General features: G+C 48.1%; 23 protein-coding genes. 12 read left to right on the forward strand and 11 right to left on the reverse strand.

The window, feature by feature from the left end; genetic code table 11:
* Nucleotides 1-45: 45 nt before the first annotated feature.
* Complete coding sequence (locus ACZ5ZV_RS15010) at nt 46-945, reverse strand: LysR family transcriptional regulator (protein ID WP_464118008.1); 900 nt, start codon at nt 943-945, stop codon at nt 46-48.
* 96 nt (nt 946-1,041) lie between these two features.
* Between ACZ5ZV_RS15010 and ACZ5ZV_RS15015 the strand changes: the two genes are divergently transcribed.
* From ACZ5ZV_RS15015 to ACZ5ZV_RS15030, 4 genes are all read left to right on the forward strand, one after another.
* Nucleotides 1,042-1,644, forward strand: a complete 603-nt coding sequence (locus ACZ5ZV_RS15015; RefSeq protein ID WP_464118009.1) for a YceI family protein — start codon at nt 1,042-1,044, stop codon at nt 1,642-1,644.
* 3 nt (nt 1,645-1,647) lie between these two features.
* The gene (ygiD, locus tag ACZ5ZV_RS15020; protein ID WP_464118010.1) at nt 1,648-2,421 is read left to right on the forward strand and encodes a 4,5-DOPA-extradiol-dioxygenase; all 774 of its coding nucleotides are present in this window, start codon (nt 1,648-1,650) and stop codon (nt 2,419-2,421) included.
* Nucleotides 2,422-2,641: 220 nt separating this feature from the next.
* Entirely contained in the window at nt 2,642-3,046 is a 405-nt protein-coding gene (locus ACZ5ZV_RS15025) for a transposase (RefSeq protein WP_464117089.1), read from the forward strand.
* Nucleotides 3,043-3,888 carry an IS3 family transposase gene (locus tag ACZ5ZV_RS15030; protein ID WP_464117088.1) on the forward strand — a complete coding sequence of 282 codons (846 nt, stop codon included), beginning with the start codon at nt 3,043-3,045 and terminating at the stop codon, nt 3,886-3,888. The genes ACZ5ZV_RS15025 and ACZ5ZV_RS15030 overlap by 4 nt, the downstream gene beginning before the upstream one ends.
* A gap of 63 nt (nt 3,889-3,951) precedes the next feature.
* On the opposite strand, the gene ACZ5ZV_RS15035 is transcribed toward ACZ5ZV_RS15030, so the two are convergent.
* Nucleotides 3,952-7,104, reverse strand: a complete 3,153-nt coding sequence (locus ACZ5ZV_RS15035; protein ID WP_464118011.1) for an efflux RND transporter permease subunit — start codon at nt 7,102-7,104, stop codon at nt 3,952-3,954.
* A gap of 192 nt (nt 7,105-7,296) precedes the next feature.
* On the opposite strand from ACZ5ZV_RS15035, the gene ACZ5ZV_RS15040 reads away from it, so the two are divergent.
* The 3 genes from ACZ5ZV_RS15040 to ACZ5ZV_RS15050 are packed head-to-tail and all read left to right on the forward strand — an operon-like array spanning nt 7,297 to nt 10,429.
* Entirely contained in the window at nt 7,297-8,031 is a 735-nt protein-coding gene (locus ACZ5ZV_RS15040; protein ID WP_464118012.1) for a hypothetical protein, read from the forward strand.
* Nucleotides 8,025-9,488, forward strand: coding sequence for a TolC family protein (locus tag ACZ5ZV_RS15045; RefSeq protein WP_464118013.1), 1,464 nt, complete (start codon nt 8,025-8,027; stop codon nt 9,486-9,488). Before ACZ5ZV_RS15040 ends, ACZ5ZV_RS15045 begins: the two co-directional genes overlap by 7 nt.
* A 26-nt stretch (nt 9,489-9,514) precedes the next feature.
* Entirely contained in the window at nt 9,515-10,429 is a 915-nt protein-coding gene (locus ACZ5ZV_RS15050) for a hypothetical protein (protein WP_464118014.1), read from the forward strand.
* Between the two features lie 57 nt (nt 10,430-10,486).
* Here the strand turns inward: ACZ5ZV_RS15050 and ACZ5ZV_RS15055 are convergent, their stop codons facing one another.
* The 5 genes from ACZ5ZV_RS15055 to ACZ5ZV_RS15075 form a co-directional block, all read right to left on the reverse strand.
* Complete coding sequence (locus ACZ5ZV_RS15055) at nt 10,487-12,304, reverse strand: ABC-F family ATP-binding cassette domain-containing protein (RefSeq protein ID WP_464118015.1); 1,818 nt, start codon at nt 12,302-12,304, stop codon at nt 10,487-10,489.
* 60 nt (nt 12,305-12,364) lie between these two features.
* Entirely contained in the window at nt 12,365-13,186 is an 822-nt protein-coding gene (locus ACZ5ZV_RS15060; protein ID WP_464118016.1) for a S1 family peptidase, read from the reverse strand.
* Complete coding sequence (locus tag ACZ5ZV_RS15065) at nt 13,158-14,738, reverse strand: polysaccharide deacetylase family protein (protein ID WP_464118017.1); 1,581 nt, start codon at nt 14,736-14,738, stop codon at nt 13,158-13,160. The genes ACZ5ZV_RS15060 and ACZ5ZV_RS15065 overlap by 29 nt, the downstream gene beginning before the upstream one ends.
* A 230-nt stretch (nt 14,739-14,968) precedes the next feature.
* Nucleotides 14,969-16,312 carry a hypothetical protein gene (locus tag ACZ5ZV_RS15070; RefSeq protein ID WP_464118018.1) on the reverse strand — a complete coding sequence of 448 codons (1,344 nt, stop codon included), beginning with the start codon at nt 16,310-16,312 and terminating at the stop codon, nt 14,969-14,971.
* Nucleotides 16,309-17,541 (reverse strand): hypothetical protein, encoded by a 1,233-nt coding sequence (locus ACZ5ZV_RS15075; protein ID WP_464118019.1) that lies wholly within the window; start codon nt 17,539-17,541, stop codon nt 16,309-16,311. Before ACZ5ZV_RS15075 ends, ACZ5ZV_RS15070 begins: the two co-directional genes overlap by 4 nt.
* A gap of 170 nt (nt 17,542-17,711) precedes the next feature.
* On the opposite strand from ACZ5ZV_RS15075, the gene ACZ5ZV_RS15080 reads away from it, so the two are divergent.
* Together ACZ5ZV_RS15080 and ACZ5ZV_RS15085 are read left to right on the forward strand one after the other, a co-directional pair.
* Nucleotides 17,712-18,278 (forward strand): cell wall hydrolase, encoded by a 567-nt coding sequence (locus ACZ5ZV_RS15080; protein ID WP_464118020.1) that lies wholly within the window; start codon nt 17,712-17,714, stop codon nt 18,276-18,278.
* Complete coding sequence (locus ACZ5ZV_RS15085; protein ID WP_464118021.1) at nt 18,278-18,865, forward strand: hypothetical protein; 588 nt, start codon at nt 18,278-18,280, stop codon at nt 18,863-18,865. Before ACZ5ZV_RS15080 ends, ACZ5ZV_RS15085 begins: the two co-directional genes overlap by 1 nt.
* A gap of 33 nt (nt 18,866-18,898) precedes the next feature.
* On the opposite strand, the gene aat is transcribed toward ACZ5ZV_RS15085, so the two are convergent.
* Genes aat through ACZ5ZV_RS15100 form a run of 3 tightly spaced genes read right to left on the reverse strand, consistent with a single transcriptional unit; the run spans nt 18,899 to nt 22,146 of the window.
* Complete coding sequence (gene aat / locus ACZ5ZV_RS15090) at nt 18,899-19,564, reverse strand: leucyl/phenylalanyl-tRNA--protein transferase (protein WP_464118022.1); 666 nt, start codon at nt 19,562-19,564, stop codon at nt 18,899-18,901.
* Complete coding sequence (locus ACZ5ZV_RS15095) at nt 19,564-20,634, reverse strand: PQQ-dependent sugar dehydrogenase (RefSeq protein WP_464118023.1); 1,071 nt, start codon at nt 20,632-20,634, stop codon at nt 19,564-19,566. The genes aat and ACZ5ZV_RS15095 overlap by 1 nt, the downstream gene beginning before the upstream one ends.
* A 57-nt stretch (nt 20,635-20,691) precedes the next feature.
* A complete protein-coding gene (locus tag ACZ5ZV_RS15100; RefSeq protein WP_464118024.1) occupies nt 20,692-22,146 on the reverse strand; it encodes a RecQ family ATP-dependent DNA helicase in 1,455 nt (484 codons plus the stop codon).
* A gap of 188 nt (nt 22,147-22,334) precedes the next feature.
* Here ACZ5ZV_RS15100 and fusA point away from each other — a divergent pair, with 188 nt between their 5' ends.
* From fusA to ACZ5ZV_RS15115, 3 genes are all read left to right on the forward strand, one after another.
* Nucleotides 22,335-24,443 carry an elongation factor G gene (gene fusA / locus ACZ5ZV_RS15105; protein WP_464118025.1) on the forward strand — a complete coding sequence of 703 codons (2,109 nt, stop codon included), beginning with the start codon at nt 22,335-22,337 and terminating at the stop codon, nt 24,441-24,443.
* 264 nt (nt 24,444-24,707) lie between these two features.
* Nucleotides 24,708-24,938: a hypothetical protein gene (locus ACZ5ZV_RS15110; RefSeq protein ID WP_464118026.1), complete on the forward strand. Its 231-nt coding sequence runs from the start codon at nt 24,708-24,710 to the stop codon at nt 24,936-24,938.
* Nucleotides 24,939-25,385, forward strand: coding sequence for a hypothetical protein (locus tag ACZ5ZV_RS15115; RefSeq protein WP_464118027.1), 447 nt, complete (start codon nt 24,939-24,941; stop codon nt 25,383-25,385). It abuts the gene before it with no gap.
* 87 nt (nt 25,386-25,472) lie between these two features.
* Here ACZ5ZV_RS15115 and ACZ5ZV_RS15120 read toward each other — a convergent pair whose 3' ends face one another.
* A complete protein-coding gene (locus ACZ5ZV_RS15120; RefSeq protein WP_464118028.1) occupies nt 25,473-25,955 on the reverse strand; it encodes a hypothetical protein in 483 nt (160 codons plus the stop codon).
* Between the last annotated feature and the right edge of the window lie 22 nt (nt 25,956-25,977).

The following is a 25,977-nucleotide window of genomic DNA, read 5'->3' on the forward strand; positions in this document are numbered from 1 at the left end:
ACACCAGGCAAGAACCGTCACCGCTAGAGCGTGTTTCGCGCGAAACTAACCAAAATATTCCTCTTTAAGGCGCTTATAGGCGAAGTCCATAAAGCGCTTCACCTTCTGGGAGGTTTCTTTCGTATCCGGCGAAACCAGACTGACGGGCACTTCTTCGCTGCGCAGATTCTTATGAATATGAATCAAACGTCCGTCGCGCAGTTCTTCTTTGCACAGGAATTCAGGGATGTAGGCATAACCCTTCCCCAGCACGGCCATCTTCAGCAACAAGGCCGGATTGTTGGCACTGAGAACGGGATTGGTTTTTAAACTCAGTCGTTTTCCATCCGAGGTCCGCACCACCTCCAGCTTAGGATTCTGGGTCATCGCCAGAAACGGAGCCGCACTGAGTTTTTCCAAATCCTCAGAAACCCTGTAACGCTCCAAAAAACCAGGTGAAGCCACCAGCACACTGCGAACTGTTCCAACCTTTCGCGCCTTCAAGGAGCTATCCTTCAGATTCCCGATGCGAATCCCCACATCCACGGATTCTTTCACCAGATCCACATAGGCTTGGGTCAGGTACAGATCAAAACGCACCCGAGGATACTGACGGGTGAATTCATCCAAGATCAAAGGCAACTGCTTGACGCCCATATCATCCGAGGCTGTGACTTTGATCACTCCGGAAATTTCCGAGGTGGATTCACTGACTTCGCCACTTAATGTTTCCAGACCTTCAATCAACCCCCGGGCCCGCTCGTAATAAACCCGCCCCATTTCCGTCAGCTGAAACTGACGCGTGGTTCGATAAATCAGCTGAACCCCAAGTTCCTTTTCCAACGCCGACAGCCTTCGACTGACGCGGGATTTGGGTTGTTTGATAACTTCGGCCGCCTTGGTAAAGCTTCCAGCCTGCACGAGTTTTACAAATGTCCGTATCTGATTGAGATCAAATTGTTCCATATACGCAACAGTTTATCTCGAATGTGTCACCTTACGCAATAATCAAAATCGCTCGATACTAAACGGGTCGAACAAACAAAAAAAAGGAGACCTTACATGAAATCACTTATTCTTTCTTCCCTGGTAACACTGGCAAGTCTTTCTGCATTTGCGGGCCAAAGCATTCCCGCGGGCAGCTACAATATTGACCCCGCTCACTCCAAAATCGGATTTGAGATTCCTCACTTGGTGATCTCGACCGTGGAGGGTCGCTTTTCAAAGTTTGATGGTTCTTTGGTTGTCGATTCAAAGCTTGAAAAATCCAAAGCCAGCCTGAATGTGGATGTGGCAAGCATCAGTACCGAAAACAAAGACCGCGATGATCACTTGAAAAGTGCGGACTTCTTCGATGTGGCAAAAAACCCTAAGATGACATTCGTCACTAAAAAAGTGATTGGCACGCCAGAGGCCCTAAAAATCGTTGGCGATTTGACAATCAAAGGTAAAACTAGAGAAGTGACCTTGGATGTTAAATATCTGGGCGACGTGAACGACGCTTACGGTAACAACAAGGTGGCCTTCTCTGCGACAGGCAAAATCAACCGTAAAGATTTCGGTTTGAACTGGAGCAGTGTTGTTGAGGCAGGTCCGGTTGTAGGTGACGAAGTGACTTTGATTCTAAAGATCCAAGCTGCTAAACCTGCTGCCAAGAAAGGTTAATATATGCCCTCCCTGATGCCTGTGCTGTTTTTTGGCCACGGCTCTCCGATGAATGCGCTCGACAAGAATCCCTTCACGGAAAGCTTAAACCAATTGGGCAGATCCCTGCCCAGGCCACAGGCGGTTCTTTCTGTCTCTGCCCACTGGGAGACAGAAGGAACCAAGGTTCTGTATCACCCCGACCCTCCCACGATTCACGATTTCTATGGATTTCCCAAGGCCCTCTTTGATGTGCAGTATCCTGCTCGGGGGCCTCTTAATCTTGCCCACGACGCCCAACGCCTTCTTCCCAAGTCCGAACTCTATGACAAATGGGGCCTGGATCACGGCACCTGGTCTGTTCTGACTCACCTGTACCCGCATGCGGATATCCCCGTCTTTCAAGTCAGTTTGGATGTCACCAAGACGCCAGAACAACACATCGAGATGGGAAAAAAACTTCGTCCCCTGCGCGAACAGGGTGTGCTGATCATCGGCAGTGGCAATATCGTCCACAACCTGCGCCTAGTGCAGTGGAGAAATCCCACAGCTCGATTGCCCTGGGCGGAAGAGTTTGATGCCAAAATCAAAGATGCCTTGGAAAAGCGCGATGACAAAACCCTGACGGGCTATGAAGATCTGGGCGAAAGCGCCACGCTGAGCGTTCCAACCCCTGAGCACTATCTGCCGCTTCTGTATGCTTACGGAGCCTCCACAGAAAGTGACTCGATCAGCTATCCGTATGAAGGATTCGAGATGGGAGCGCTGTCCATGCGCTCCGTAATGTGGAGTCGTTAGAACACAGGCTTGGCGACAGCCAGCCAGATAGCGGCAACCTGCCCTTTTGCGCAACCCTCAGGACAAGTACGGGAAAAAAGGCACCGGAGGCCGGATTCTTCTGGAAAAGATTAGAAAATAAAAAAGCCCGGGCTGTTGATCTGTACCCCAAATTTCGGACAGGAAAATAAAAGACCCTGTCCCATTTTTGGGGTATTTTCGTATAAAAAGGAAGCAGATCATGGGCTCACTGTCCGAAAGAGATCGCCGAGATCTTGAGAAGAATCCGAATGTTCTAAAGGTAACGCAGTCCAATGTTGCCTATACCCCCGAATTTAAGGTTAGGGCCTTAAGGCTTCGGGAAGAGGGACAAACTCCTAGTCAAATTTTTAAAGATGCTGGTATTAACCTATCCTTATTTGGTGTGGATTATGCCAAGAAGTGCCTTCAGCGTTGGGAAAAGATGTCTACCCAAGAAGGTGGATTAAAGAAAGACCGCCGAGGTTCTAAGTCTACAGGTCGACCCAAGGGAAAAAAGCTTAAATCAGCAGAAGATGAAATCGCTTATCTTCGCGCGGAGAACGACTTCCTAAAAAAGCTCCGCGCCTTGGAGGCAAAATACGCAAACAAGAAAAGTTCGCGTTGATTAGCAAGGCGGTCAATCATCGGCCTGATCTATGTCTCAGCAGGCTGTGCGCTCAGGCTCAAGTCAGTACCAGTGGCTATTACTACTGGTTTGCCCAAAGAGCATCTCCCCAGGTCATCACAACAGACGCGGAATGGGTGCAAATCATTTTTGCGTATAGAAGGGGTAAAGCCGGCGCTAGGACAATAAAGATGCTTTTGCAACGCCACTTCTGGATCAACATGAACCTGAAGAAAATTAGACGGTTAATGAAGAAGTACGGCCTTCAGGCGACTATCCGACGTAAGAATAAGTACAAGCAAGGCTGGGCATCAGGTGAGGAACACCGGGTAAGTCCGAACATCCTAAGCAGGCAATTTAATGTTGAAAAGAAAGACACAGTTTATTCAACAGACATTACCTACTTAGACTATGGCAAAGGAAACAGGGCTTATCTGTCAGCCGTAAAAGACTTGGCAGTGAAAGATATCGTCCACTATACGGTTTCTCCTGGAGCTGGACTACACGTTGCGATTCGAGGCCTGGAAGACCTATTCAGCCGAAAGCCAGAGAGTTTGATCATGCATTCGGACCAAGGGTGTCACTATACATCCAAGACGTATCGAGATCTTTTGTCTAAGTGGGGTGTCACCCAGTCCATGTCCAGAAAAGGCAACTGCCTGGACAATGCGCCTATAGAAAGTTTTTTTGGTCATTTAAAAGATGAAGTGGATCTTCAAAGTTGCCATACGTTTGAGGAATTGGTAGCAGAGATAGACCGTTATATTAACTACTACAATAACGAACGTCCCCAATGGGGCTTAAAAGGAAAAACCCCGGCAGAATGCCGAGGTTTCACTTAGAGGACCCTTTTATTTATCTGTCCACTTTTTGGGGTACAGATCACTGTCCCGGGCTTTTTCTTATTAGACATCAAGGGCTTCGTTACCCACGGCCGCGAAGGCCTGCTTGGTTTTTTCCCGCACTTCATCACGCTTCTTAAACTTATCCATCAGCAGGTAAACAGCCGGAACAACGAACAAAGTCAGGGCTGTAGAAACCACAACCCCACCGATCAGACAAATTGCCATCGGGCGCATGGTTTCAGAACCGGCTCCGCGCGCTGTAGCCGAAGGGATGGCCGCTGCAATTGTCGCCACCGACGTCATCAGAATCGGACGAAGACGCGTCGGACACGCTTCAATCAGCGCATCCATGGCGGCACTTGTTCCGCGATCACGAACGGTATTGGTGAATTCAATCAACAGGATCGAGTTCTTTTTCACGATACCCATCAACAACAACAAACCAATCATCGAGAACATATTCAACGACTGACCCGTAATCAGCAGGGCGAAGAACGCGCCACTGAAGCTGAACGGCAAAGCCATCAGGATCGTCACAGGATCAATGAACGAGTTGAACTGGCTGGCCAGAACCATGTAGGCGATCACCAGACCCATGACCAAAGCAAAGATCAAACTCTGGAAGGATTCTTTGAAGGTCTTGGAGCTTCCGCCCTGATCAATCATATAACCCGGCTCCAGGATCTTTCGGGCTGTTTCCTCAACATAGGCCATGGCCGCCTGCTGGGACACACCCGGCTTCATATTGGCGGTCACAGTGATCGCTCTTTGACGGTTGGATCGCGAAATAGATTGAAGGCTTGAACCCACTTCTTCTTTGGTGACTCGTGGCAGAGGAATCAGATTTCCGACCGTGTTACCGACGAACAAAGTTTTGATCTCATCCAGAGGATTGCCCTGGTCGACCAGTTTCACCTTGATGTCATAGCGATGCCCACCTTGCGGATATTCTCCGACCTTCACCCCGCCGATCAACGCACTGACCGTGGAGCCAATAGAAGCAATACTGACCCCGTGATGAGCCGCCGAGATACGATCCGGCTTCACCTGAATTTCAGGCATACCCAACAGATAGTTGGAATCCACGTCGACCATCAGACCGCTGTCGGACATCGCCTTCATCATCTGTTCTGTGTACTTCGCCAGCTTATCCCAGTCCGATCCCAGGATCGTGAACTCGATCGGATAACCGCGGCCACCTGAGAAACCTTGCTGTGACAAGTCCATCAGGACCGGACGCATGTCTTCGATTTTTGCCAGGTTGGTACGGGCCACCTGCATGAATTCCTGCTGCGACAGAACCTTGCCTGTTTCCGGATCCGCCCCACGCTCTTTCTTTTCCTTCAGGGTGATAAACATCATCGTGACGTTGGCATCCGAAGCACCACCGCCGAAGCCACCAAGAGCGGCATAGACCTGCTTCACTTCCGGACGGGACAACAGCCACTTTTCAGCTTTTTGTGTCTGCTGATCCGTGTAAGCCAGGGACGTTCCCACCGGCATGATCAAACGGGCCATGAAGATGCTTTGATCCTGCGCCGGACTCATTTCCTTATTCAGGAATTTGATCGAGATAAAGGACACAGCAACAAACACCAAAGATCCGATCAAAACTTTCCACGGATGCTGCAAGGTCACGCGCAACCAGCGATCATAACCCAGGCGCGTGGCTTCCATGAAGGCCTCAAAGCCCTTACCCAATTTCGTTTTTCTTTCACCATGGTGAACAAACCCTGCACAACGCATCGGCGTGATCGTCAGGGATTCCACCAAAGACAGGAAGACCGCGATGGAAATCGTCACCCCGAACTGCATGAAGAACTTCCCGATGATCCCCTTCATGAAGGCTACCGGAAGGAAGATCGCAATAACGGCGGCCGTTGCTGCCATCGCAGCAAAGGAAATTTCGCGCGCACCCAGAATAGCGGATTCAATGCGCCCCCGCCCATTTTCATTGTACCGGAAGATATTTTCCAGAACCATGATGGCATCATCCACGACGATACCGATCGCCAATGTCAGACCCAACAAGGTGAATGTATTTAGCGTGTAACCCAGGAAATAAAGACCGATGAACGCCCCTAAAAGCGAGGTCGGAATCGACAATAGCACGTTGAAGGTGGCCGACCAGCTTCCCAGGAACATCCAGCACACGATGGACGTGAAGATCACCGCCAGCACCAAGTGTTTGTTCAGCTCGCCCACGGATTGTTCGATGAACTTTGTACTGTCAAAGTTCACCTGAATGTTCATGCCTTCGGGCAATTGCTTTTGAATCTCGACAATTTTTTCTTTTACCGCGCGGGCCACAGAAACAGCGTTCGTTCCACGCTGTTTACGAATTCCTAGGCCCAGTGCCGTCTTGCCGTTAAAGCGGGACATCTTTTCAATTTTGTCCAAACCCATGCTGGCATCGGCCACCTGGGAGATGCGCACCATATTCGTGGGATCGGCCACCGCACGACCACCACGCTTGCTGACGACGATGTTGCGGAACTCCTCTTCCGTTTTCGCCTCACCCATCGTGCGAACGTTGAAGGTCTTTTTTTCAGTCTGGATATAGCCGCCCGGTACTTCCGAGTGCTCGCTGCGGATGGCATCCATCACGTCGTTCACAGAAATATTATAACGAAGAAGATCTTTCGGGCGCACATGCACGCGCATCACCGGATCGGTGTATCCCCCCAGGAAGATGTCACCGACACCTTCGACTGTGGTGAAGCGGTCTTTCAGATAGTCACGCGCATAACGCATCATGAATTCGGGATCGTTTTTATCGTAAGTCAGAGCCAACCACAGGATTGGCTGATCATCCGGATTGGTTTTGGAGATTGTCGGAGGATCCACATCATCCGGCAACAAGCGCTGAATACCGGAAATCTTTGCCTGCACATCCTGAACAGCCAGATCGATGTTGCGATCCAGGTCGAATTCCACCGTAATGCTGGCGGTCCCCGTTTTACTGTTGGATTTGATGGATTCAATCCCCTCCACCGTCATCAGGGCACTTTCAATGGGATCCACCACCTGGGTTTCCATCACCTCAGGAGCAGCACCACTCAGCGTGACGCTGACAGTCACGGTAGGGAAATCCACATCCGGCATCTGGCTGACACCCATGCGTGAGAATGAGATCAATCCGAATATCATCAGACCGAACATTAACATCCACGCAAATACAGGATTCTTAATAGAAATATCGGATAACCTCATGCTCACCCCTTAAAAATTCCTAGCCACTGTAGGTAAAGCGTTGAAATTAGTCATCTGGTTTTCTTTCAACACAACGCTCTCAAAGCCTTGAAATGATAGGATTTATAAAGGACGCCAAAGCAAGTCAATGGAGGGTTGACAGCCCCCTACCCGCAGTCTATTTCTGACGCACATTTATTCAGGGGTGACAGTATGAAATGGGGTCTTTTTCTATCCGTTCTTTTCTCTTCCGTTGTTTGCAGCGCACTCAGCCTGAAACAGCAAGCCGTTGCCGAAGCGAAGTTTGAAGGACTGGAAAAAGCCACAGCCACCGATGCGCAAGTTCCAGGAATGCTGACACTGAAAGATCCGCGCCCGGAAATCATCACGCGCAGCTGGAAGTATTCCGCAGCCCTTTCTCTTCAAAACTTCCAGCCCGAGGGTTTCGCCACCAAAGAGGGTTCAGGCACATTTGATCTTGGTCAAAATGGCACAACCGTGATGCCAGGTCTGGAGCTGGGTGTTCTAAGTCCCGCTTTCGCAACCAAGCAGATTTTGTGGAAAGTCGGCTTGCGCGCCAAAGGCCATCTGGCGTCCCAAGAAACGTCTGTCACTCTGAATTCTGGATTTGAAATCAACGATGCTCGCTTGAACACAACTTTGTTCAGCGGTGGCCCGGTCCTGAATGTTTCCTGGGATCGCCTGCGCTGGTTGTCTCTGAATGTTTCTCCACAGATCGGCAGCCTGAGCTACACACAGACCAGCTCCAACGACTTTGCGACTTTCTCCAAGACAGGATCCTTCAATGCCATGACCTATGGGTTTGATTTCCTGATCGGGAGCAAATGGTCGGTCTTCACTGAATGGACACAACGATCTCTTAAAGACAGCTCTGAAATCGCACTTCAAAAAGACAACTTTGAATTAGGGACAAAAGTAACATGGTAAAAGTTTTTCTCGCCCTCCTCAGTACGACTGCAATGTCGGGAGCTTATGCCCAAGCTCCCAAAGAAATGACTTTGAATCAAAGAACGGTGGCAGAACTGGTTCTGAAGCAGGGACTTCAAACCAAGGAAGTCAATCTGAAGTACCAGCAGTTCCGTCTGGCTCCGGCCGAGGCCTTGTCCAAGTATGACTGGACCTTGAAAGCGGAAAGCGGATTTGAATATGACAAGTCGGCCTCTTTGCTGACTTCTTCCGATATCAAAGAAGACAAATTTGAACGCTATAAAACCACCGTCAGTCTGAACAAACCTTTCACCACCGGAACGACGCTGGGTCTGGAGCTAAGTCGCTTGTCACAAAAGGCTGACTATGACGGCTCTCCCACCAACCCACCGCCTAGCGAGCAGACTTTGGACAGTGCCGGTTTGTTGCTGGAACAGGCTCTATTGGGTAACTTCTTCGGGGTTGCCGACCGTGGCAACGTGAACGCGGCGGAGCTGACTTACGAAGCGCAGACCATCACCCGCGCCAATGATCTGGAAGACGTTGTACTCAATGCAATCCGCCAGTTCTGGAACACTTATGTTGCGCAGGAGAACTTCAAAGAATCTGTTGCCTCCCGTGATCGCACAAAAAAGCTGGTTGATGCCGTCAAACGCAAAACCTCTTTGGGCTACTCAAACCCAGGCGATCTGCCGCAAATTCAGGCCGAATTTGAAACTCGCGAACAAAGAGTTAAAACCTCTTCCACTGAATACCTGAACAACCTGGAAAATCTGATCACCCTGCTTTCCCTGGAGCCAGGCACAGAGATCAAATTCCAGATCCCGGAAGGCATTCCCCCGGTACCGAAACTTCCAACCAAAAAGGTGGAAGACTTGCGTTCCGTTCGTTCACAGAAACTCAAGGTGGAAGCTGCAGCTGAATCCCTGTCTGCTGCTGAATCTGAAAGCTATCCGACTTTGAACTTTGTCGGAAAAGTATATACCACAGGTGTGGATGAGAACTCCGAAGGTTCCTATTCTGATGTCGTATCGGGTTCCCGTCCGAAATATTATATGGGATTGCGTTTTGAGTACAAATTCGGTTCTGATGTTCAGAACGAAAAGATCATCAACCGTAAGCTGACCAAAGATCTTGAGGCGACTCGCTTGAGCCGTCAGCTGCTGGAGGCTGAAGACACCGAATTGCAGGCGCAACGCAAAGTTCAATCAACTTATGCCGTTGTTCAAAGTGCCCTGAAACAAAAAGGTTACCGTGAAAAGGCTTCTCAAGAGCTGAACCGATCCTACAACCAGGGCCGTACTGATATTTCCATTCTGATCACGGCGATGAACAATTACTTCGACTCAGAAGTACAGTACATCCGTGCGCTGGGTGATTACGCCATCGCATTGAATGAGTGGGCCGCCAGCCGGGACGAACTGATCCCGGATGATGCTCCGGCCACTGACAAATAGTTTTTAATTTTTAAAGAGGGGTTACCATGTTAAAAAATCTTATCCTTGCCATGACAGTTCTTAGCTTGTCCGCTTGCGCTTTTGACCAGGACAAAAACGCTGACAAACAACGCGAGAACGAAAGAAATCAAGCTTTGCAAAAAAGCTATAAGCCTGTGATCGGGACTTACAAAGGCACCCTGACCACAGCGGATGGCGCTCAGGAAGTGGATCTGGTTTTCTTCGACCTCAAAGTGGCTAATGGCAAAAACTCTGATGGCTCGACTCGTTTGGTTTCCCAGCTTCACGCGACTTTGAAAAAAGCTGGCGGCAACTTCGACTTTATCGTGGCGTTGACCGAAGAAACGGGTGCAATCTCAATGGTAAATCTAAAAGATCTATCCGGCTTGGGTCGCGATGACATTCAAACCATCGATGCTCGCGTGAATGGCGATAAAATCGTGGGTGAAGCCAAAGGCATCGCTGGTTCCATTGGAATTCTGGACGTGGTCTTGAAAACTCGTGAAAATTCCGGCAACAACTCAGGTCGCGAAGAAGTCGCTTACTACGAGCGTATTCGTGCAAAGCTGAACACGATCGTGGGCACTTACACAGGCTCCCTGAAACAGGTCGGTGGCACCTTTGACGGAAAATCCGTGGGTATCACCGTGAAACTTTACATTCAGGAAGTTCCAAACGGTGCGATCACTGTTCCGACACTGATCGGTGACTTCAACCGTGCTGATGACGCCAGCGGAACCGTGGCTTTGAACCTGAAGGGCGAATACGACTTTGAATCAAACCCTCCGCGTTTGACACTGGAAGGTACTCCGCGCTTCAACCCTGGCTCCAACTACAAAGCCAGTATTTATGGCACAGTTGTAAATGGCGCTTTTGTCGGTGATATGACAACAAGTGTTGGTTTCGGTGGTGGTAAGTTCACCCTGGAAAAACAACCTTAAATATTGATATAACAATAGTTGATTTGAAGGGGAGGCAGTTTGCTCTCCCCCTTTTTTTTAACCTGGACCCTGGGTCTTCTTTTCCAGCTCAGCCCAGCGCGCGTACAAACCTTCTATCTTTGTCTGCAAAGCTGAAATCTGCGCATACAGCTCTTGAACCTTGCTGGCCTGACTAACAACTTCCGGCTTGCCTGCTTCCGCTTGCAGGTCGGATAGCTTGGCTTCAAGATCAAAGATCGTGGTTTCCATGTTCTCCAGTTCGAACTTTTCTTTGAAAGAAAGTTTCACTGGCTTGCTTGCAGCTGCCGCCTTTTCCACTTTCTTTTCCTTCTTCAGTTCCTGCGCCTGAAGTTCTTTTTGCTCCTCAAACCACTCTTCCCACTGCAGATAACCCGCAAAGCGCTCCATGGTGGTTTCGCCGTCAGGCTGCTTATGGAAGGCCAGGATGTCTGTTGCCACCTGGTCCATAAAGAAACGATCGTGCGTGACTAAAATCACGGCCCCGTTAAATTCCTTCAAGGACTCTTCCAACACGGTTAGTGTTGCCACATCCAGATCGTTGGTCGGCTCGTCCAGAATAAGAACCTGGGCTTCGTTGAGCATCAACTGGGCGATACGCAGGCGGCTTTGTTCACCACCAGAAAGCTTTTCGACCGGAAGATCCATCTGCTGACGATTAAACAGGAATCTTTCCAAATAGCTGCGCGCAAAGACGTACTGCCCCTGATAATGAACATAGTCCCCGTCAGGGCAGATGTTTTTAAGAACTGATTCCTTGGGCTTCAAGGTTTCACGGTTTTGTTCGAAATAGGAAATCTTCAACTTGTCGGCCTGAACCACCCGTCCCGAGGTCGGCTGCTCCTGCTGCAACAAAATACGAATCAAGGTGGACTTTCCTGAACCGTTGTCCCCCAACAAAGCCAAACGAGTCTTTGGCGTCACCAAATAGCTAAAGTCTTTAAACAGCACGCGACCATCGTAAGACTTCGTGACATGATCCACCTCGATCAGCTTTTGCGGATTGCGATCGGTTTCCTTAAATTCAATTTTTACTTTGCGAGCGGTATTCTTGGCAGAAAGCTCTTCGACATCTTCCTTCAAGGTACCGGCCCGCTCAATTCGTGCTTTTTGTTTTGTCAGACGCGCCTTGGCTCCTCGACGAAGCCATTCAGTTTCACGGCGAAGAGTGTTCTTCATCGCCAGCTCTTTTTGCTCCTGTCCAGCCAGCAAAATCTCTTTTGCTTCCAAGAACTCCAGATATCCACCATTTGTGGAAATCAGATAGTTGGGGTTCTTTGGATCCAGATCAAAGATCTTGGTCACCGTTCGCTGCAAGAATAAACGGTCGTGCGTGATCGTCAATGTCGCAAACGGAGCGCGACTTAGGAACTCCTCCAGCCACATGATGCTGGAAACATCCAGATGATTCGTCGGCTCATCCAGCAGCAGCAATTCAGGACCCAGCACCAGTTCGCGAGCCAGGGCCACACGCTTCTTCCAACCACCAGACAAATCCTGAACCAGGAAGTTCTCGCCAAACTGGGAAAGTTCCAAGCGGGCAATCCACTCATAAGCGGACCCGATGGATTCGTGCTCGTCCTGACATTTACTCAAAATAGCTTCCAGGATGGTTTCACCGGGCTTGAAAACAGGAGTTTGCTCTAGATATCCCAGGCGCAGACCTTTTTTTGCCGTCACTTCCCCTGCATCGGGACTCATTCGTCCGGCAAGAATCTTCAGCAGCGTGGATTTACCGGCTCCATTGGGGCCGACCAGACCAACACGCTCACCTTCTTCAATTCCAAGGCTGACGTTCTTAAACAGGACCTTGCCTGCAAAGGATTTCTCTAATTTATGGGTATTAATAAGAAGCATGACCCAACTTACAGTTGATTCTTGATATCCGCTAGAATTTTTTCGATCGGAACGATGAATTCAGCGATGCTTGCGAATAAGCTCCATAATCCAGCGCTTTATCGCGCGGTCTTGTAGAGACGTATACTGGCTCATGGTCAAACAACTCGCGTAGCCAGTTCCATTTTTATCGTATGTAAGCTTATTAATACCAATAAGGGTCAGTTTGCCCGTATTAACTCTAAACACAGGACCACCCGAGTCACCGTCACAAATCCCTCTGCCGTTCACCTGATCAATCTCAAAAAAAAGGGGCCCAGTTACTTTAGAAATATTCGTGGCAACTTTACGAAGTTCTCCAAAGCCCTCAGAGCTGGTGGCCGTGCTATTACCATAACCTGTCAATATGACTTCGGTCCCTATTTTTATTTCATCATAATCATCTATTGAAGCAGGCAGATAGCCTGCTGGCACGTCGACCGCCAAAATTAGTACGGCCAAGTCCACCGAATCCAGTTCTTTGTCTGCTGAATACTGTGGATGCTGTACAACTCTACTTACCTCACGAAACTCGACGTCTGCATCTTCATTTAATGGGCTATTAGAGAAGTAGGCTTTGATATTTTCTCTCTCAGAAGGCAGGCAATGGGCCGCAGTTAAAACGACCTTTGATGAAACCAGCACTCCGGAGCAGATTTCATTTGTTTCAAGATTTACCAGCATTGTTGCGTGGTGGGACACCTGATCAGTCGGGTCGACAAACTCCCCACCAATTATTCCTTGCCCACCAATAGAGGTGGCATAATCAGGCTGTCCTGAGCAGCCAATTAGGCTCCCCAGGACAAATCCAAACAGTATAAACTGAAAATTCTTTCTAATGCCCCTCATGCTCATGTCCATCATGCATGTGCGCCTCTGGTAAATCGCCAAGCATTGCACGCTCTTCGATGGTTTTCTCATCAATCATCTCGCTATCCAAGCCCAAGTTTCGAATCTTTAAGGAGTAGGAATTAACCTTCATTCCTTGTTTATTCATTACAACTGCACTCACAACCACATCAGACCCTTTTAGTGATGAGCTTCGCAGTTTCTGTAAATCTATACTTGCATCGGACTGAAGTGCATTATTTACCTGTAAGCCTGTCTGATACCCTAACATCTTTGATAGACGATCCATTTTAAAGGCGCCTTTAAACAAATTCCCTTCCCTAGAAAGGCGCACTTCAGTTTGCCCCACAACTTCTTCAGCTTTTAAACTCAATGGAGCTGACAATTTATCAAACTTCCCACGCGCGTAAGCCGCAAGATCTGCCTTGTCCTGAGACTCCAGCCACTTCACATACTCGGAATAAGTTGCACATCGAACATCAGGTTTTGCACAAATCTCTGCAGCAACCTCCTTCATGGACTCCCAGTAGGCACCGCCATTCCACTTAGAGAAGTGGTGACCTATATGTACCGGCGATCTGTCCCCATAGTAGTTGTCATTGAAATATTTTAAATACGATTTAGTCATCTGTTTACGATATTTATCTGCATTGGCCTTATCATCCATTCCACCCGACTGATTCGCATAAAAGTTATAGTCCATAGAGGCAGTCTTATAGCTTGCTCCGACAACCTGAATTAAACCCAACGGAAACAACCAGGTGCCATGCATATTTTTCTCTGGCCACTTAGAAAATTCCGGTGCCGATTTTGCGCCGGATGTATCATACTTAAATTTATAGTCCTTTAATGCTTCAAACATAGCTGAATTCGTATCCAAAGTTGGTGCACGGAACCCAACAATATCTTTGGGGCCAAAAGCATAGCCAGTACGGTACTTTGTACGATTCTGAATTCCATTATTCTCAAAAGCATTGAATATCAGATTAATGAACTGTTTGAACTCGGAACGCCATTGATCGACGGTCCAACGACGACTTTTCCCTTTATCCCTGTCTCCACCTTGATAGTGACCATTAGCATGAGATGCAATTTCGTGCCCTTCTTCATAGGCAGCATTAACTTCGTCAATACGGACTGCCACATCTTGAGGTGTGTCCCCGAAGCCAATATCTGAATACTGGCCACGGATACGTTTACGTGTTGCCGAAGATATAGACTCATCTCGAGCTTCCTCGTTACGACGTTCAACCTCTCGTTGTCTCTGTCGCGCAGATGAAAACTCAACTTCTTTGTGTGGTGGCATGTAAAGAGCGTAATTTTTTTCATGAAGCCAGTAAACGCCTGATATGAAGTACGTAAATTTCATATCAACACCGCGATACTTCATATCCTGAGCGAATTTACGCGATTCTTTCCAAAAGGAGTTTTCGTAGGAACCATCAAATGCAAGCAAAACGAACTGAGGGGGGCGTTCCACGCGTGAGTTGGCCTCTGCCATCGACACATGTTGTGTTAATAGAGATAGCGTGACTAGACTCTTCGCAACTGCTTTTACTTTCGACATGACCACTCCCATGGTTAATTTATTCAAAATAATGAGCAGCAAGTACTATGCCGGAGACTACGACGAGTTAAGCACGTTTATCTTGTCAACAGAATGATCACAGGACAAATCTTGCCCGTCGGAAAGTCGCTTTCATAAACCTTATTCATAAATAGGCTCTATGACTGAACCATGAGTACTGTCTCAAACTGAGACACAAGAATTGGGCATTTAATGAGCTGAAATTGAACCTATTGAGATACGCTATCTTTTTCGGATACCATACTTTCTCTTTTCTCCTCCTCAATTTCCCTGTCCTCTCTCTCGCGCTTCAACCGCTGCTGCTTGGTGTACCATTCCTCTTCGTCATACTCATCAGTCATCTGCACTGTTGGTTTGGGTCGGGATGGACGAACAAGACTCCACGGAATTGACTCTCCTAATTTTTCAACTTCTATATCCTGAACGAACGGTACGCTAATATTTGCCATATCCGGTTTTCCCGACATATAAAAGCTGACAAGAAAATACAGAGCATCAGCCTCTGCCAGTATGGAGCGTACATATCTGTAGACATTACGATAAGATCTAACGATTCTGCCATTTCGGGTTTCTATCAACTCAAAATCCGAAGCTTTGATTCCGGCCTCATTAAAGATCTTCATTTTGGCGTCACAAAGCTCCTGATCATAATCCTCATCATCCTCAGTGCGGCCACAAGGATAGACCTGATCTCCCTTCAAAAAAAGATTATCCTCTGAGAGAGCAATCCTAAATAGCAAATTAGGATGCATCAAAATTCCAGACGAATCGATATCCCACATTGTTGTCTTAAGCTGAGGTTGACGGCTCAAGTAACCCAATAGACGAGGATCTTCGAACAGCCTCTGGAATTGACGGATGAGCTCCGCCTCGTAGAGTATATGTAAGCTGCCGGACTTTAACTGTTCATCACAGGGCAACCTCTCGATAAATTCGACTGCCTTTCCCATATCAGAAAGCTCCCCAAGCTGCACACTTTGTATCAGTTGGGTTTTCAGAAGCAAGCAGGACATACCATACAGACCTACCCTGGCTGTGAATCCGCGGATATCTCCGTTTTTTATTTTAGCAAGGATTTCGCTAACACTGTTTGCGTAAACATTAGAAAGGAATTGCTCAGTTTCACTAAAGCTAATCTGCATTTTCTGAGCAATCTTCGCGTGTCCCAATTGAGTCATAAGCTTGTGGTTGCGATTTTTAAGGAGATCTTCCTCAAAAGAAGACTGGATATCTCCCAAGTTGTATATATCAACTGCTCTTTCAACTAAAAACTTGGCCACTTCCAGATTATTGGTTCGTAAGGCAATGCCTAGCGGAGTTTCGGCCGATCCTCCGAATGAATACTCCGTCAACTGCAACTTAGAAAATGCCTGTTCTACCAACGAAAGATTACCCAACTTTACCGCCGCCAGCAGATTCTTTTGCGGCATTGACAGGCCTTGCGTACCCCTCTCTCCCCTGGCTGTTATATTATTTGCTTCCGTTGTCTTTTTCCCAAAAGAACACCCCTGAATAAGAGCAAAGAGAAGAATCAAGAAAGCCACCTTGATCATAAAACTCTCCTTTCAGGGACCCGACACAGCTCTTCGCGGAATATTTTAAGCTCTTTCGGGAAAACCTTATATTCACTCTCATTGACCGCACGGCCTATGTAAAGGCTGCGGAACTGAGCCCATGAAAAACGACTTTCAGGAAACTCATACCGATAGAGCGTCCACAGACTGTCAACATTAGAGAGATTCTCCGAGCAGTAATTTCCTTCATCTCCACAAGCTTCACCAAGCCCATCAATTTCATCAGCAAACAGGTAAGGAGAAGAGGGTCGCGGGCCTTCGGAGTCAATCAAGCTCTTGGCAACGAGCATCCATTCATCAAATAAATCGGCATTCTCGAAGCATGGTCTTTTTAACATCAACATACCTATGGGATCAACGAGCACATGACTTGAAATCAGGCCCTTATAGTCGGCATGCAAGCCACCCGCTGGAAGCACCAGACGGATTGTAATATTCTTTTTCAAAGACATAAGATCTTTAAGAAAGTTGATCTCTCGGAACCCAGACTGATACTGATATACGTATTCGAATCCAATCCATTTGGAAATTCTATCGGAAGAAAAATAGTCTTTATAGGCGGCACAGTATTTCGTTCCAATTAGTGCAGAGAACATAAAAGGAGACCTTGGCTTGCTCTGTAGATACATCGCCTCCATAATCGTGTCAGCAAGGTCTTCACAGCCCCGAAACCCAAACTGATAGTCCTCCAAAGCCTTATTAAGATCCAATTCCGATATCTTCGATTCATCACCACCAAACCTATGGTAGCGACTCAAAATATCTTCGAATATGTTGTGCTGAGCAGATCGCATAAAAATGCTCAGGTCACGGTCATAGCCAATCTTCTCCCGGCTGTCCTGGTTCAACACAAATGGACTGTGACCATTGACCAGCAGATAACTCAGGATCTTGGTTTTCTTGTATTTAATGGCCAAGTCAATGGCGCTCGCTGAGATGTTTTTAGCAAGCCTTTCAACCTCCACCCTACGTTCAGCAAGCTGCTCGATAGACTTTTCTTCGTCCTCTCCGGCAATGATCTCTTCAATACTTGGAACGACCACAGGTGAGGCCTTTTCCTCAACGAATGTCACCTGGGTGGTACGCGCAGGATTCTTCTTAAAAGAACACCCCGCCGTTGCCAGCAGCAACAGCGCAAAGAATCCAGACATGACAAAACGACCTGACATTTCCATCGCTGCGCTTAGCTGCAAGCCCTGTTCCCACATGCCCGTGGGTCCAGGTGCAAATCAGTGTAAATCCTCTAACCACGGTGACATTTCACGTTCCACCAGATGCCAGGACTAAAGCCCAAGGTTTGGAACAGTAAAGCAGTCAAGATCCTGCTAAAGATCAAAAAAATGTTCCGATTCAACTTTTCACAGTTAATATGAGGTTAATGAGAATACAGATCGTTGCCTTACTGACTTCAATAATTGGCGTTTCCCTTTTTAACTCCGAGGCCTTGGCCGCCTCCATGACCTGCAACAGGAAGCAGTCAGCCACCAATTGCATGGTCTGCAATTGCTATCACGAATCCCGTGGTGAATCCTTCGACGGCATGGTGGCCGTTACAAAGGTGGTCCTGTCCCGTATGGAGGCTGATTCTCACCCCGACAGTGCATGCGGCGTGGTGTATGAAGACTCCCAATTCAGTTGGACTCAGGACAGATACTCCAACAACATCAATCCCAGCCGGGAAGAAGATATCGAAGGCCTGGAGCAATGCAAGAAGGCCGTCAGCCTTGCCGTCAGCGAAGGACCCAATGATATTATCTACTATTATAATCCCGACGTAGCCCGGCCTTACTGGGCTCGGCACATGACCAGTTGCGGGACGATCGGAAATCACAGATTCCTGGTTCCCCGTGGCGAATCCTGTCCTAAAAAGCTTGGAGCCAACGGAAAAACATCACAGAAAAAATCAAGTGGTGGCAGCAGCAAAACAAGCACAGGAGTCCGCTAATGATAAAACCGTTTATTGCTACCCTACTGATTGGCACCTTCTGTTATGCCGCCCCCGTGGAAGTTTCCAAAACCGGCATGGTTGAAGTCATCGTCAATGACGGAAACGCAAAGATCTCTTTGCCAGCAGAAGCAAAAAAAGCTCTGATCTCCTGGAATCCGGAGTTTCTTGTTTTCGATCTGAAAGACTACAGTGAATCTATTTTGAGTCTGGTCAAAGAAGTTGAGCCTCAGGGTGTCCCTATGGCCTTTATTGCAGACCTGGATAATAACGGCGAAAAAGATATCGTCCTTCTTGGCAGCGATCTGCATCGCCAATATGCCGTCGCGTTGACTAAAAAGGATAACAAATGGCAAGCCGTGGAAATTCAATCCTGGAATATTGCCAATATCAAGTCCACCACTTTGCCAAAAATTGATAAATCAAAACCGGCTGAATCCGGCATTCCTTTGTATGTTCTGCCCGCGGATGGCGAGCACGCAAAAAAACTGGGAAAGAAGATCGGCATTCAGGTTGAAAGATATATGGGTACAGCTTCGGTCTATGAAATCAAAGACGGAAAAGCGGCCCAGGTTCTTCTTAAATAAGTCCTTTCGAACTAAAATTCAGTACGAAACCTATCATGTGGTTTCGTACTGAAAATGTCTCTGTTCCAACATTTCCAGATATTGTTCACGATCCACAAGCTTGCCACCCATGCTGGCCACAACTGGCGTGACCATCTGCACATCCATCCACTGATGTCCCATCTCTGAAAGCACTTCGACCAGCCGCCACAGAGCCAGCTTCGAGGCGTTGGGCTTTTTATAAAACATGCTTTCCCCACTGAAGACACCTTCCACCAGAACACCATAGATCCCACCGATTAGAATGTTGTTCTCGCGAACCTCGACTGACATGCAATAACCCGCTTTGAAAAACTCCAGGTACGCCCGCTTCATCTGCGCCGTGATCCAGGTTCCTTCCTGACCCGGACGCGGCTGCTTGGAGCATTCCTCCAACACCTGGTGAAAGTCCTTGTTCACTGTGAAAGTTATTTCAGAATGACGCCGACGAAAGCGTTTTAAACTTTCCGGCACGTGAAAGTCCTGAAAATCCAAAATACCCCGCTGCTCGGGGGAAAACCACAGCATGGGAAGCCCCGGCTGTGGCCACGGAAAGATGCCTTTGCTGTAAGCGGTGTAAAGGGTGCCGACATCGAGAACTCCCCCGATGGCGATAATCCCCTCTGCCAAAGTGTCGCGGGCATCTGGAAAATCAACCGAAGAACGAAACTTCCCCTGCATTATTTCTGAGCCTTGTAAGTAAGTCGATAAATCACCCCGGCCTTGTCGTCGGAAATCAGGAGGGAACCATCTGGCAAAACCTCAACGTCCACAGGACGCCCCCAGGCCGAGTCGCCCTGCAACCAGCCTTCAATAAAGCCTTCCGTTTTTTCAACCTGAGACCCATTGAGTTTTACAAAGGTCAGACGATACCCCTGTGGAGTCGAACGGTTCCAGGAGCCATGTTCTGCCAGAAGAATGCTGTTGTGGTATTCTGCCGGGAACATATTACCAGTGTAAAATCGCATTCCCAACGGGGCCACGTGGGCCCGCAACTCTACCACCGGAGACACATAGTCGGAGCACTTTTTACCTTTGCCGAACTCGGGGTCCACGATGTTTTTGCCATGACAATAAGGGAAACCAAAGTTCTGCCCTTGCACCGTCAGCCGATTGACCTCACAAGGGGGACGATCATCCCCCATCCAGTCACGGCCGTTCTCTGTAAACCACAGTTCTTTGCTGACCGGATGAAAATCAAATCCCACCGTGTTGCGCACTCCCGAAGCGACCTCTTCCTTGGAGGTCCCGTTCACATCAATACGATAGATGCGTGCATAGTCCTTCCCAGGATCACAGATATTACAATTGGCACCAACAGGAACGTAGAGTTTGCCATCCGGTCCAAAACGAATAAACTTCCAACCATGATGCGTATCGGACGGAAACTTCTGTGGCAAAGTTCGCAAAGGTTTTAACGGCAGCTTGGCCTTCGGACTGCCGTCATACTCATGAATACTTGAAATTTCGGCGATATACACCTTGCCATCTTTAAACGCAACCCCGTTAGGGCTCTCTAATCCTTGCGCAAAGACCTGGGCTTTTCCGTCTTTAACGACATACACTTTATCGCCCGAGCGAGACCCCACAAACACACGGCCATCTGGCGCCTGCGTCAGGGACCTGGCCCCCGGAACCCGAGCCCAGACAGAAATGGCAAAGCCTGGTGGCAATTTTAATTTATCCAAAGGCAACGACGCTGCCTCCAGAGAAAGCGAACTAAAAAGCAATCCCAACAAAAGTAAAACCACCCTCACGCGCCCTCCCAAGTCCAATCTCAAGTTTCAAATTTCGAATCTCTATTTTTTCTATTCCCTATTTTCCATTTTCACCAAGCAGACATCACACTTACCACAAGGTGTTTCGTGCTCATGCCCGAAATAACTGTAGATGCGATTCATCCGGCACTCGCTGTCCTGATTCGCCCATTGCACCATTTGTAAAAGCTTGGTGTTCTGAGCACGCAAAATGGCCTCGCCATTTTCCGCCAGGAACTGTTCATCCGTCGGCGCTTGTATACAAGCATATGGGAACGGATCGTCGGATTTTTGCAGACAGCCCCAGCGCTCCAAAATACTGACCGCCGCTTCAGAACGGAAATCCCGGCGATTTCTAAAATTCATTTGTTCACGAAGGAAGTCAAATCCCCCCTGATCCACCTGCATTCTTTTGTCTTCTATCAATTGATAGATTTTTCGAATGAACTCAGGCTCGGGATGAGACCATTTCAAAAATTCCATCTGAATGCTGACATCGTCCTGATCGTACAACAAGTGACAGAAGGACTCCTGTCCGTCACGACCGGCACGCCCCACCTCTTGAAAATAGGATTCCAATGAGTTCGGAGTTTCCGCATGAATCAAAAGACGAACATTGCTTTTATCAATCCCCAGTCCGAAGGCAGGCGTCGCAATCATCAACGGAGCTTGTTCACTTTGGAAGGCTTTCTGATTGCGCTTGCGATCCTGAGGAGGCAAGTCGCCGTGATAAACCAGGTGCTTGATTCCCATACGACTTAATGAAGACGAGATTTTTTTTAACGTCTGAATCAGAGAGCAATAAATAATGGCGGCGCCATCAACCTGATGACGAAGACCCACGATGGCCCGAATTTTTTCATCCAGTCCGTAGATATCATGCACATTCAAAGCCAGGTTGGGGCGTTCGATCCCGGCCGAAACAATCGGCGCCTCTTCGATGTTTAGCTTTTTAAGAATGTCCTTTTGGACCTCGGGGGTTGCTGTCGCCGTCAAAGCCAGGGTCGGAGGATTCCCCAGCATGGCCCGAAACTCCCCCACCCGCGAATAGTCCGGGCGGAAGTCATGGCCCCATTGAGAGATACAATGAGCCTCGTCCACGGCCAAAAGCTGGATTTTACGCTTTTCGATGGCGCGCAGGAACTCTGATTTACGAAAACGCTCGGGGGTCACATAGATCAGTTTATAAGAACCTTGGGCCAAGCGCTCCTGCCGCGACTCACGTTCCTCGCGGCTTAAGGTGGAGCTTAGAAATGTGCCAGAGATCCCCAACTCCTGGGCTTTCTGAGCCTGATCCTGCATCAGAGCGATCAAGGGCGAGATCACGACCACCAGACCGTCTCGAGTCTTGGCTGGGAACTGAAAACAGAGGCTTTTTCCCATTCCCGTGGGCATCAAAGCCAGCAGGTTTTCATTTGCCCAAACTTTGCGCAGAATGGACTCCTGTTCGCCCCGAAAGGAAGTAAAAGGAAAGTTCGCTTTTAAAAGGTGAAGAAGATCGGTCATAGTGCCGATCAGTTTACGCTACGAAGAAGGCGCTCGGAAGGCTTCCCATCCTAGATAGTTGCGGTGCGTCGTGAATCTGGGCTAGAATCTTTTTTTGCACTTAGTAGTATTTGATGATAATTCGATTGCTTTCATAAATTTTGCTAATGAAAACAGCGGTTAAAACCATATAAACGAAGGGTAAAGATATGTCCAAAAATTGGAATATTGATATGGTCAGAAACATCGGTATCTCGGCGCACATCGACTCCGGGAAAACGACCACTTCTGAGCGTATTTTGTTCTATGGAGGTAAGATCCACGCTATCCACGAAGTTCGTGGTAAAGATGGCGTCGGCGCGACAATGGACTCCATGGATCTAGAGAGAGAAAAAGGTATCACGATCGCTTCTGCTGCGACTCAAGTTCAGTGGAAAGACTATACCATCAACTTGATCGACACACCGGGGCACGTGGACTTCACAGTTGAAGTTGAGCGTTCTCTTCGCGTTCTTGACGGTGCGATCCTTTTGCTTTGCGGTGTTGCGGGCGTTCAGTCCCAGTCCATCACTGTTGACCGTCAGATGAAACGTTACAACGTACCTCGTTTGGCTTTCGTAAATAAATTGGACCGTCAAGGTGCCAACCCTTACCGTGTAACTGACGCTTTGATCGAAAAGCTTCGTTTGAATGCTGTTATGATCACTATTCCAATTGGTCTAGAAGACCAACACAGAGGTCACGTTGACCTTGTGGAAATGTGCTCTTACATCAACGAAGGTAAAGACGGTGAAAACGTTATCCGCGGTGAGATCCCACCAGACATGGTTGATCAAGCTAAGAAATACCGTCAGATCATGATCGGCAAACTTGCTGATATCGATCCTACCATCGAAGAGAAATTCTTGATGGAAGAAGAACCAACTCTTGAAGAGCTTCGCGCTGCTATCCGTAAAGGCACTATCGGCTTGAAACTTGTTCCGGTTCTTTGCGGTTCTGCGTTCAAAAACAAAGGTGTTCAACGTCTTATCGACGCTGTTACTTACTATCTTCCGTCCCCTGCTGAGAAAAAAGAGCAAGCTCTTGATCTTACTAAGAACGAAGAGAAGTTCGACCTTACACCAGACAACAACAAACCATTGGTTTCCTTGGCGTTCAAACTTCAAGAGACTCCATTTGGTCAGTTGACTTACATGCGTATTTACCAAGGTAAGATGTCCAAAGGTGACTTCGTTATCAATCAGTCAAACAAGAAATCTGTTAAGATTCCTCGTTTGGTGCGTATGCACTCTGATAAGATGGAAGATATCGACACAGCTTACGCTGGTGACATCGTTGCATTGTTCGGTATCGACTGTGCTTCCGGTGACACTTTCTGTGATGACAAGATCCAGGCGTCCATGCAATCCATGCACGTTCCTGAACCAGTTATCAGCTTGGCAGTTGCGCCGAAAGACAAAGCTGCAGCGAACAACTTCTCCAAAGCTCTTCAAAAGTTCCGTAAGGAAGACCCTACTTTCCGCGTTCACCGTGACGAGGAATCCAACGAGACTATCATCTCTGGTATGGGTGAGCTTCACTTGGAGATCTATGTTGAGCGTATGAAGCGTGAATTCAACTGTGAAGTTATCGTGGGTGCACCTCAGGTTGCTTACCGTGAGACTATCTCCGTTGAAGCTCCGTTCGACTACACTCACAAAAAACAAACTGGTGGTTCCGGTCAATACGCGAAAATCGTTGGTAAGATCGTTCCACTTCCACCACAAGAAGACGGCTCTGTATTCAAATTTGAAAACAAAGTTGTCGGTGGTCGTATTCCTAAAGAATTCATCCCTGCGGTTGAAGAAGGCTTCAAAGAGCAAACTGTTAAAGGTCCTCTTATCGGCTTCCCAATTGTTGGTGTTGAAGTTGTTCTGGAAGACGGCGCGTACCACGATGTCGACTCCTCATACATGGCGTTTAAAATCGCTGGTATGGCGGCTCTTCGTGAAGTTTACACGAACGCAAAACCAACTGTTCTTGAGCCAATCATGAAGCTTGAGACAACAGTTCCAGACGAATACCAAGGTGCAGCTGTTGGTCAAATCAACCAACGCCGTGGTTCTATCGTGGGCACTACTGCCTTCGAAGGAAACGCAGTTATCGAAGCGGAAGTACCACTGACAGAAATGTTCGGTTACTCCACAGATCTTCGTTCTGCGACCAAAGGTAAAGGTGAGTTCTCTATGGAATTCGCGAAGTACGCTCCAGTACCTCGCAACATCCAGGAAGAACTTGCGAAGAAATACCAAGCGAAGCGCGCAGCTGAGCAGAAGTAAGCCGCAAGGCTTATACCGCCATAGCTTCAGCGATGGCGGATGGTATTTTCAAAGTTTTTTCCGCCTTTGCCCAGGCTTCGGCGGACAAGCAAACTTCAAAGCCCGGTGGAAACACCGGGCTTTTTTATATCCAAAAAGACTCTGGACCTTGGTTATCCCCCGACCTAAGCCTTCATCTGCCTCGCACGCCCTAAACAATCCCTACAAGCATGCCGAAAAGTCCTGCGTATTAATCCGAAGCAACTTCTTGAAGGGACAGCCAGCATGGATCGCGATCAGCTTATCGCCGAAATCAAAAAGCAACTGCAAGAGGAAATGAAGCAGTACACTCAAACCCTGAAGGACAAGGTCCCGGCCGAACACCGTGAACAGATGAAAGATCTTAAGGACACTTTAACTGTAAAGGTGAAAGACAATCCGTGGGTGTCCGTCGGCATCGCTGCCTTAGCGGGCTTTGTGATTGCTCGCATGCTTTACAAAAGAAAGGACGACTAAATGAACTTTCTTTTGCCGATTCTTTCATTCTTTATTGGTAACGCCAAAAGCCTTTTTAAAGAGCCTGGAACCGCAATCACTCAACAACTTGTTTTGCATCTGCGGGCCATCACCTTTGTCCTTGTTTCCACCATAGGATCGCTGGCTCTGAGCTGCGTGGGGCTGTCACTGTTCATCGCAAGCATCGCCGGTCAATTGGATAAAGGCGAAGAGTTTCAAATCTCCGGAGGGATGATTGTCTATCTTTGTATGACTGTGGTCTCTGCCGGTGTGCTGGCCTACAGCTTAAACCGCAAGACCTGGTTAAAAGCACTGGGTTTTGAAGAACGTCCCGCCCCACCCAAGCAAAGTGGTGCCCTGGAAAATGCCGTGGCCCTGCTAGTGATGGACTACATTGAAGAACGCCAGAACAAAAGAAACGAAAAACAAGAACAGCAAGCGGGTTAAGGACCCGCTTCTTTTTTACTGTGTTCAGAAATGAAAAAGGGCTGGCGATACCAGCCCTTTTCAATGAGAACTCTTACAGATAAGCTTTTACATCGGCCAGCGATTACAGAACTCCTGGCTTTCAGAAGAGATCACTTTGCCTGTAGCTTTAGCCACAACAAGCACAGAGATGGTCGTGCAAGTTTCATCATAGCTGATATCTTCTTGAGTGTGGGTTGTGTAAACTAGAACATCACCACGATCTTCTACTTTTGTAGAGGATGTCACAGGATATGTTTTGGAGTTTGGCACAGAGAAGATCTCACCGATCATTCCGCCTCCGCCTCCATCGAAGCCGCCACTGCCGTAGCCACCACCATCAAAGGAACCACCACCACGGTCATTGCCTTCGTAAGTTTCTTCGCGAGGATCTTTTTCCTCACCACGCTCTTCACCGTCTTTAGGAGCTGGCTCACTTTTACCTTTTCCTTTTTTTGCAGAAACAACGTTCTGATCACCAGAAGTGATATTGGCGAAAGTAGGGGCCGCAAAGGCTACGGAAAGCAGGGCTGCCAACAAGATAGTTTTCATTCTTAGACTCCTTTTGTCTTCA

Source organism: Bdellovibrio sp. HAGR004, assembly GCF_055397015.1.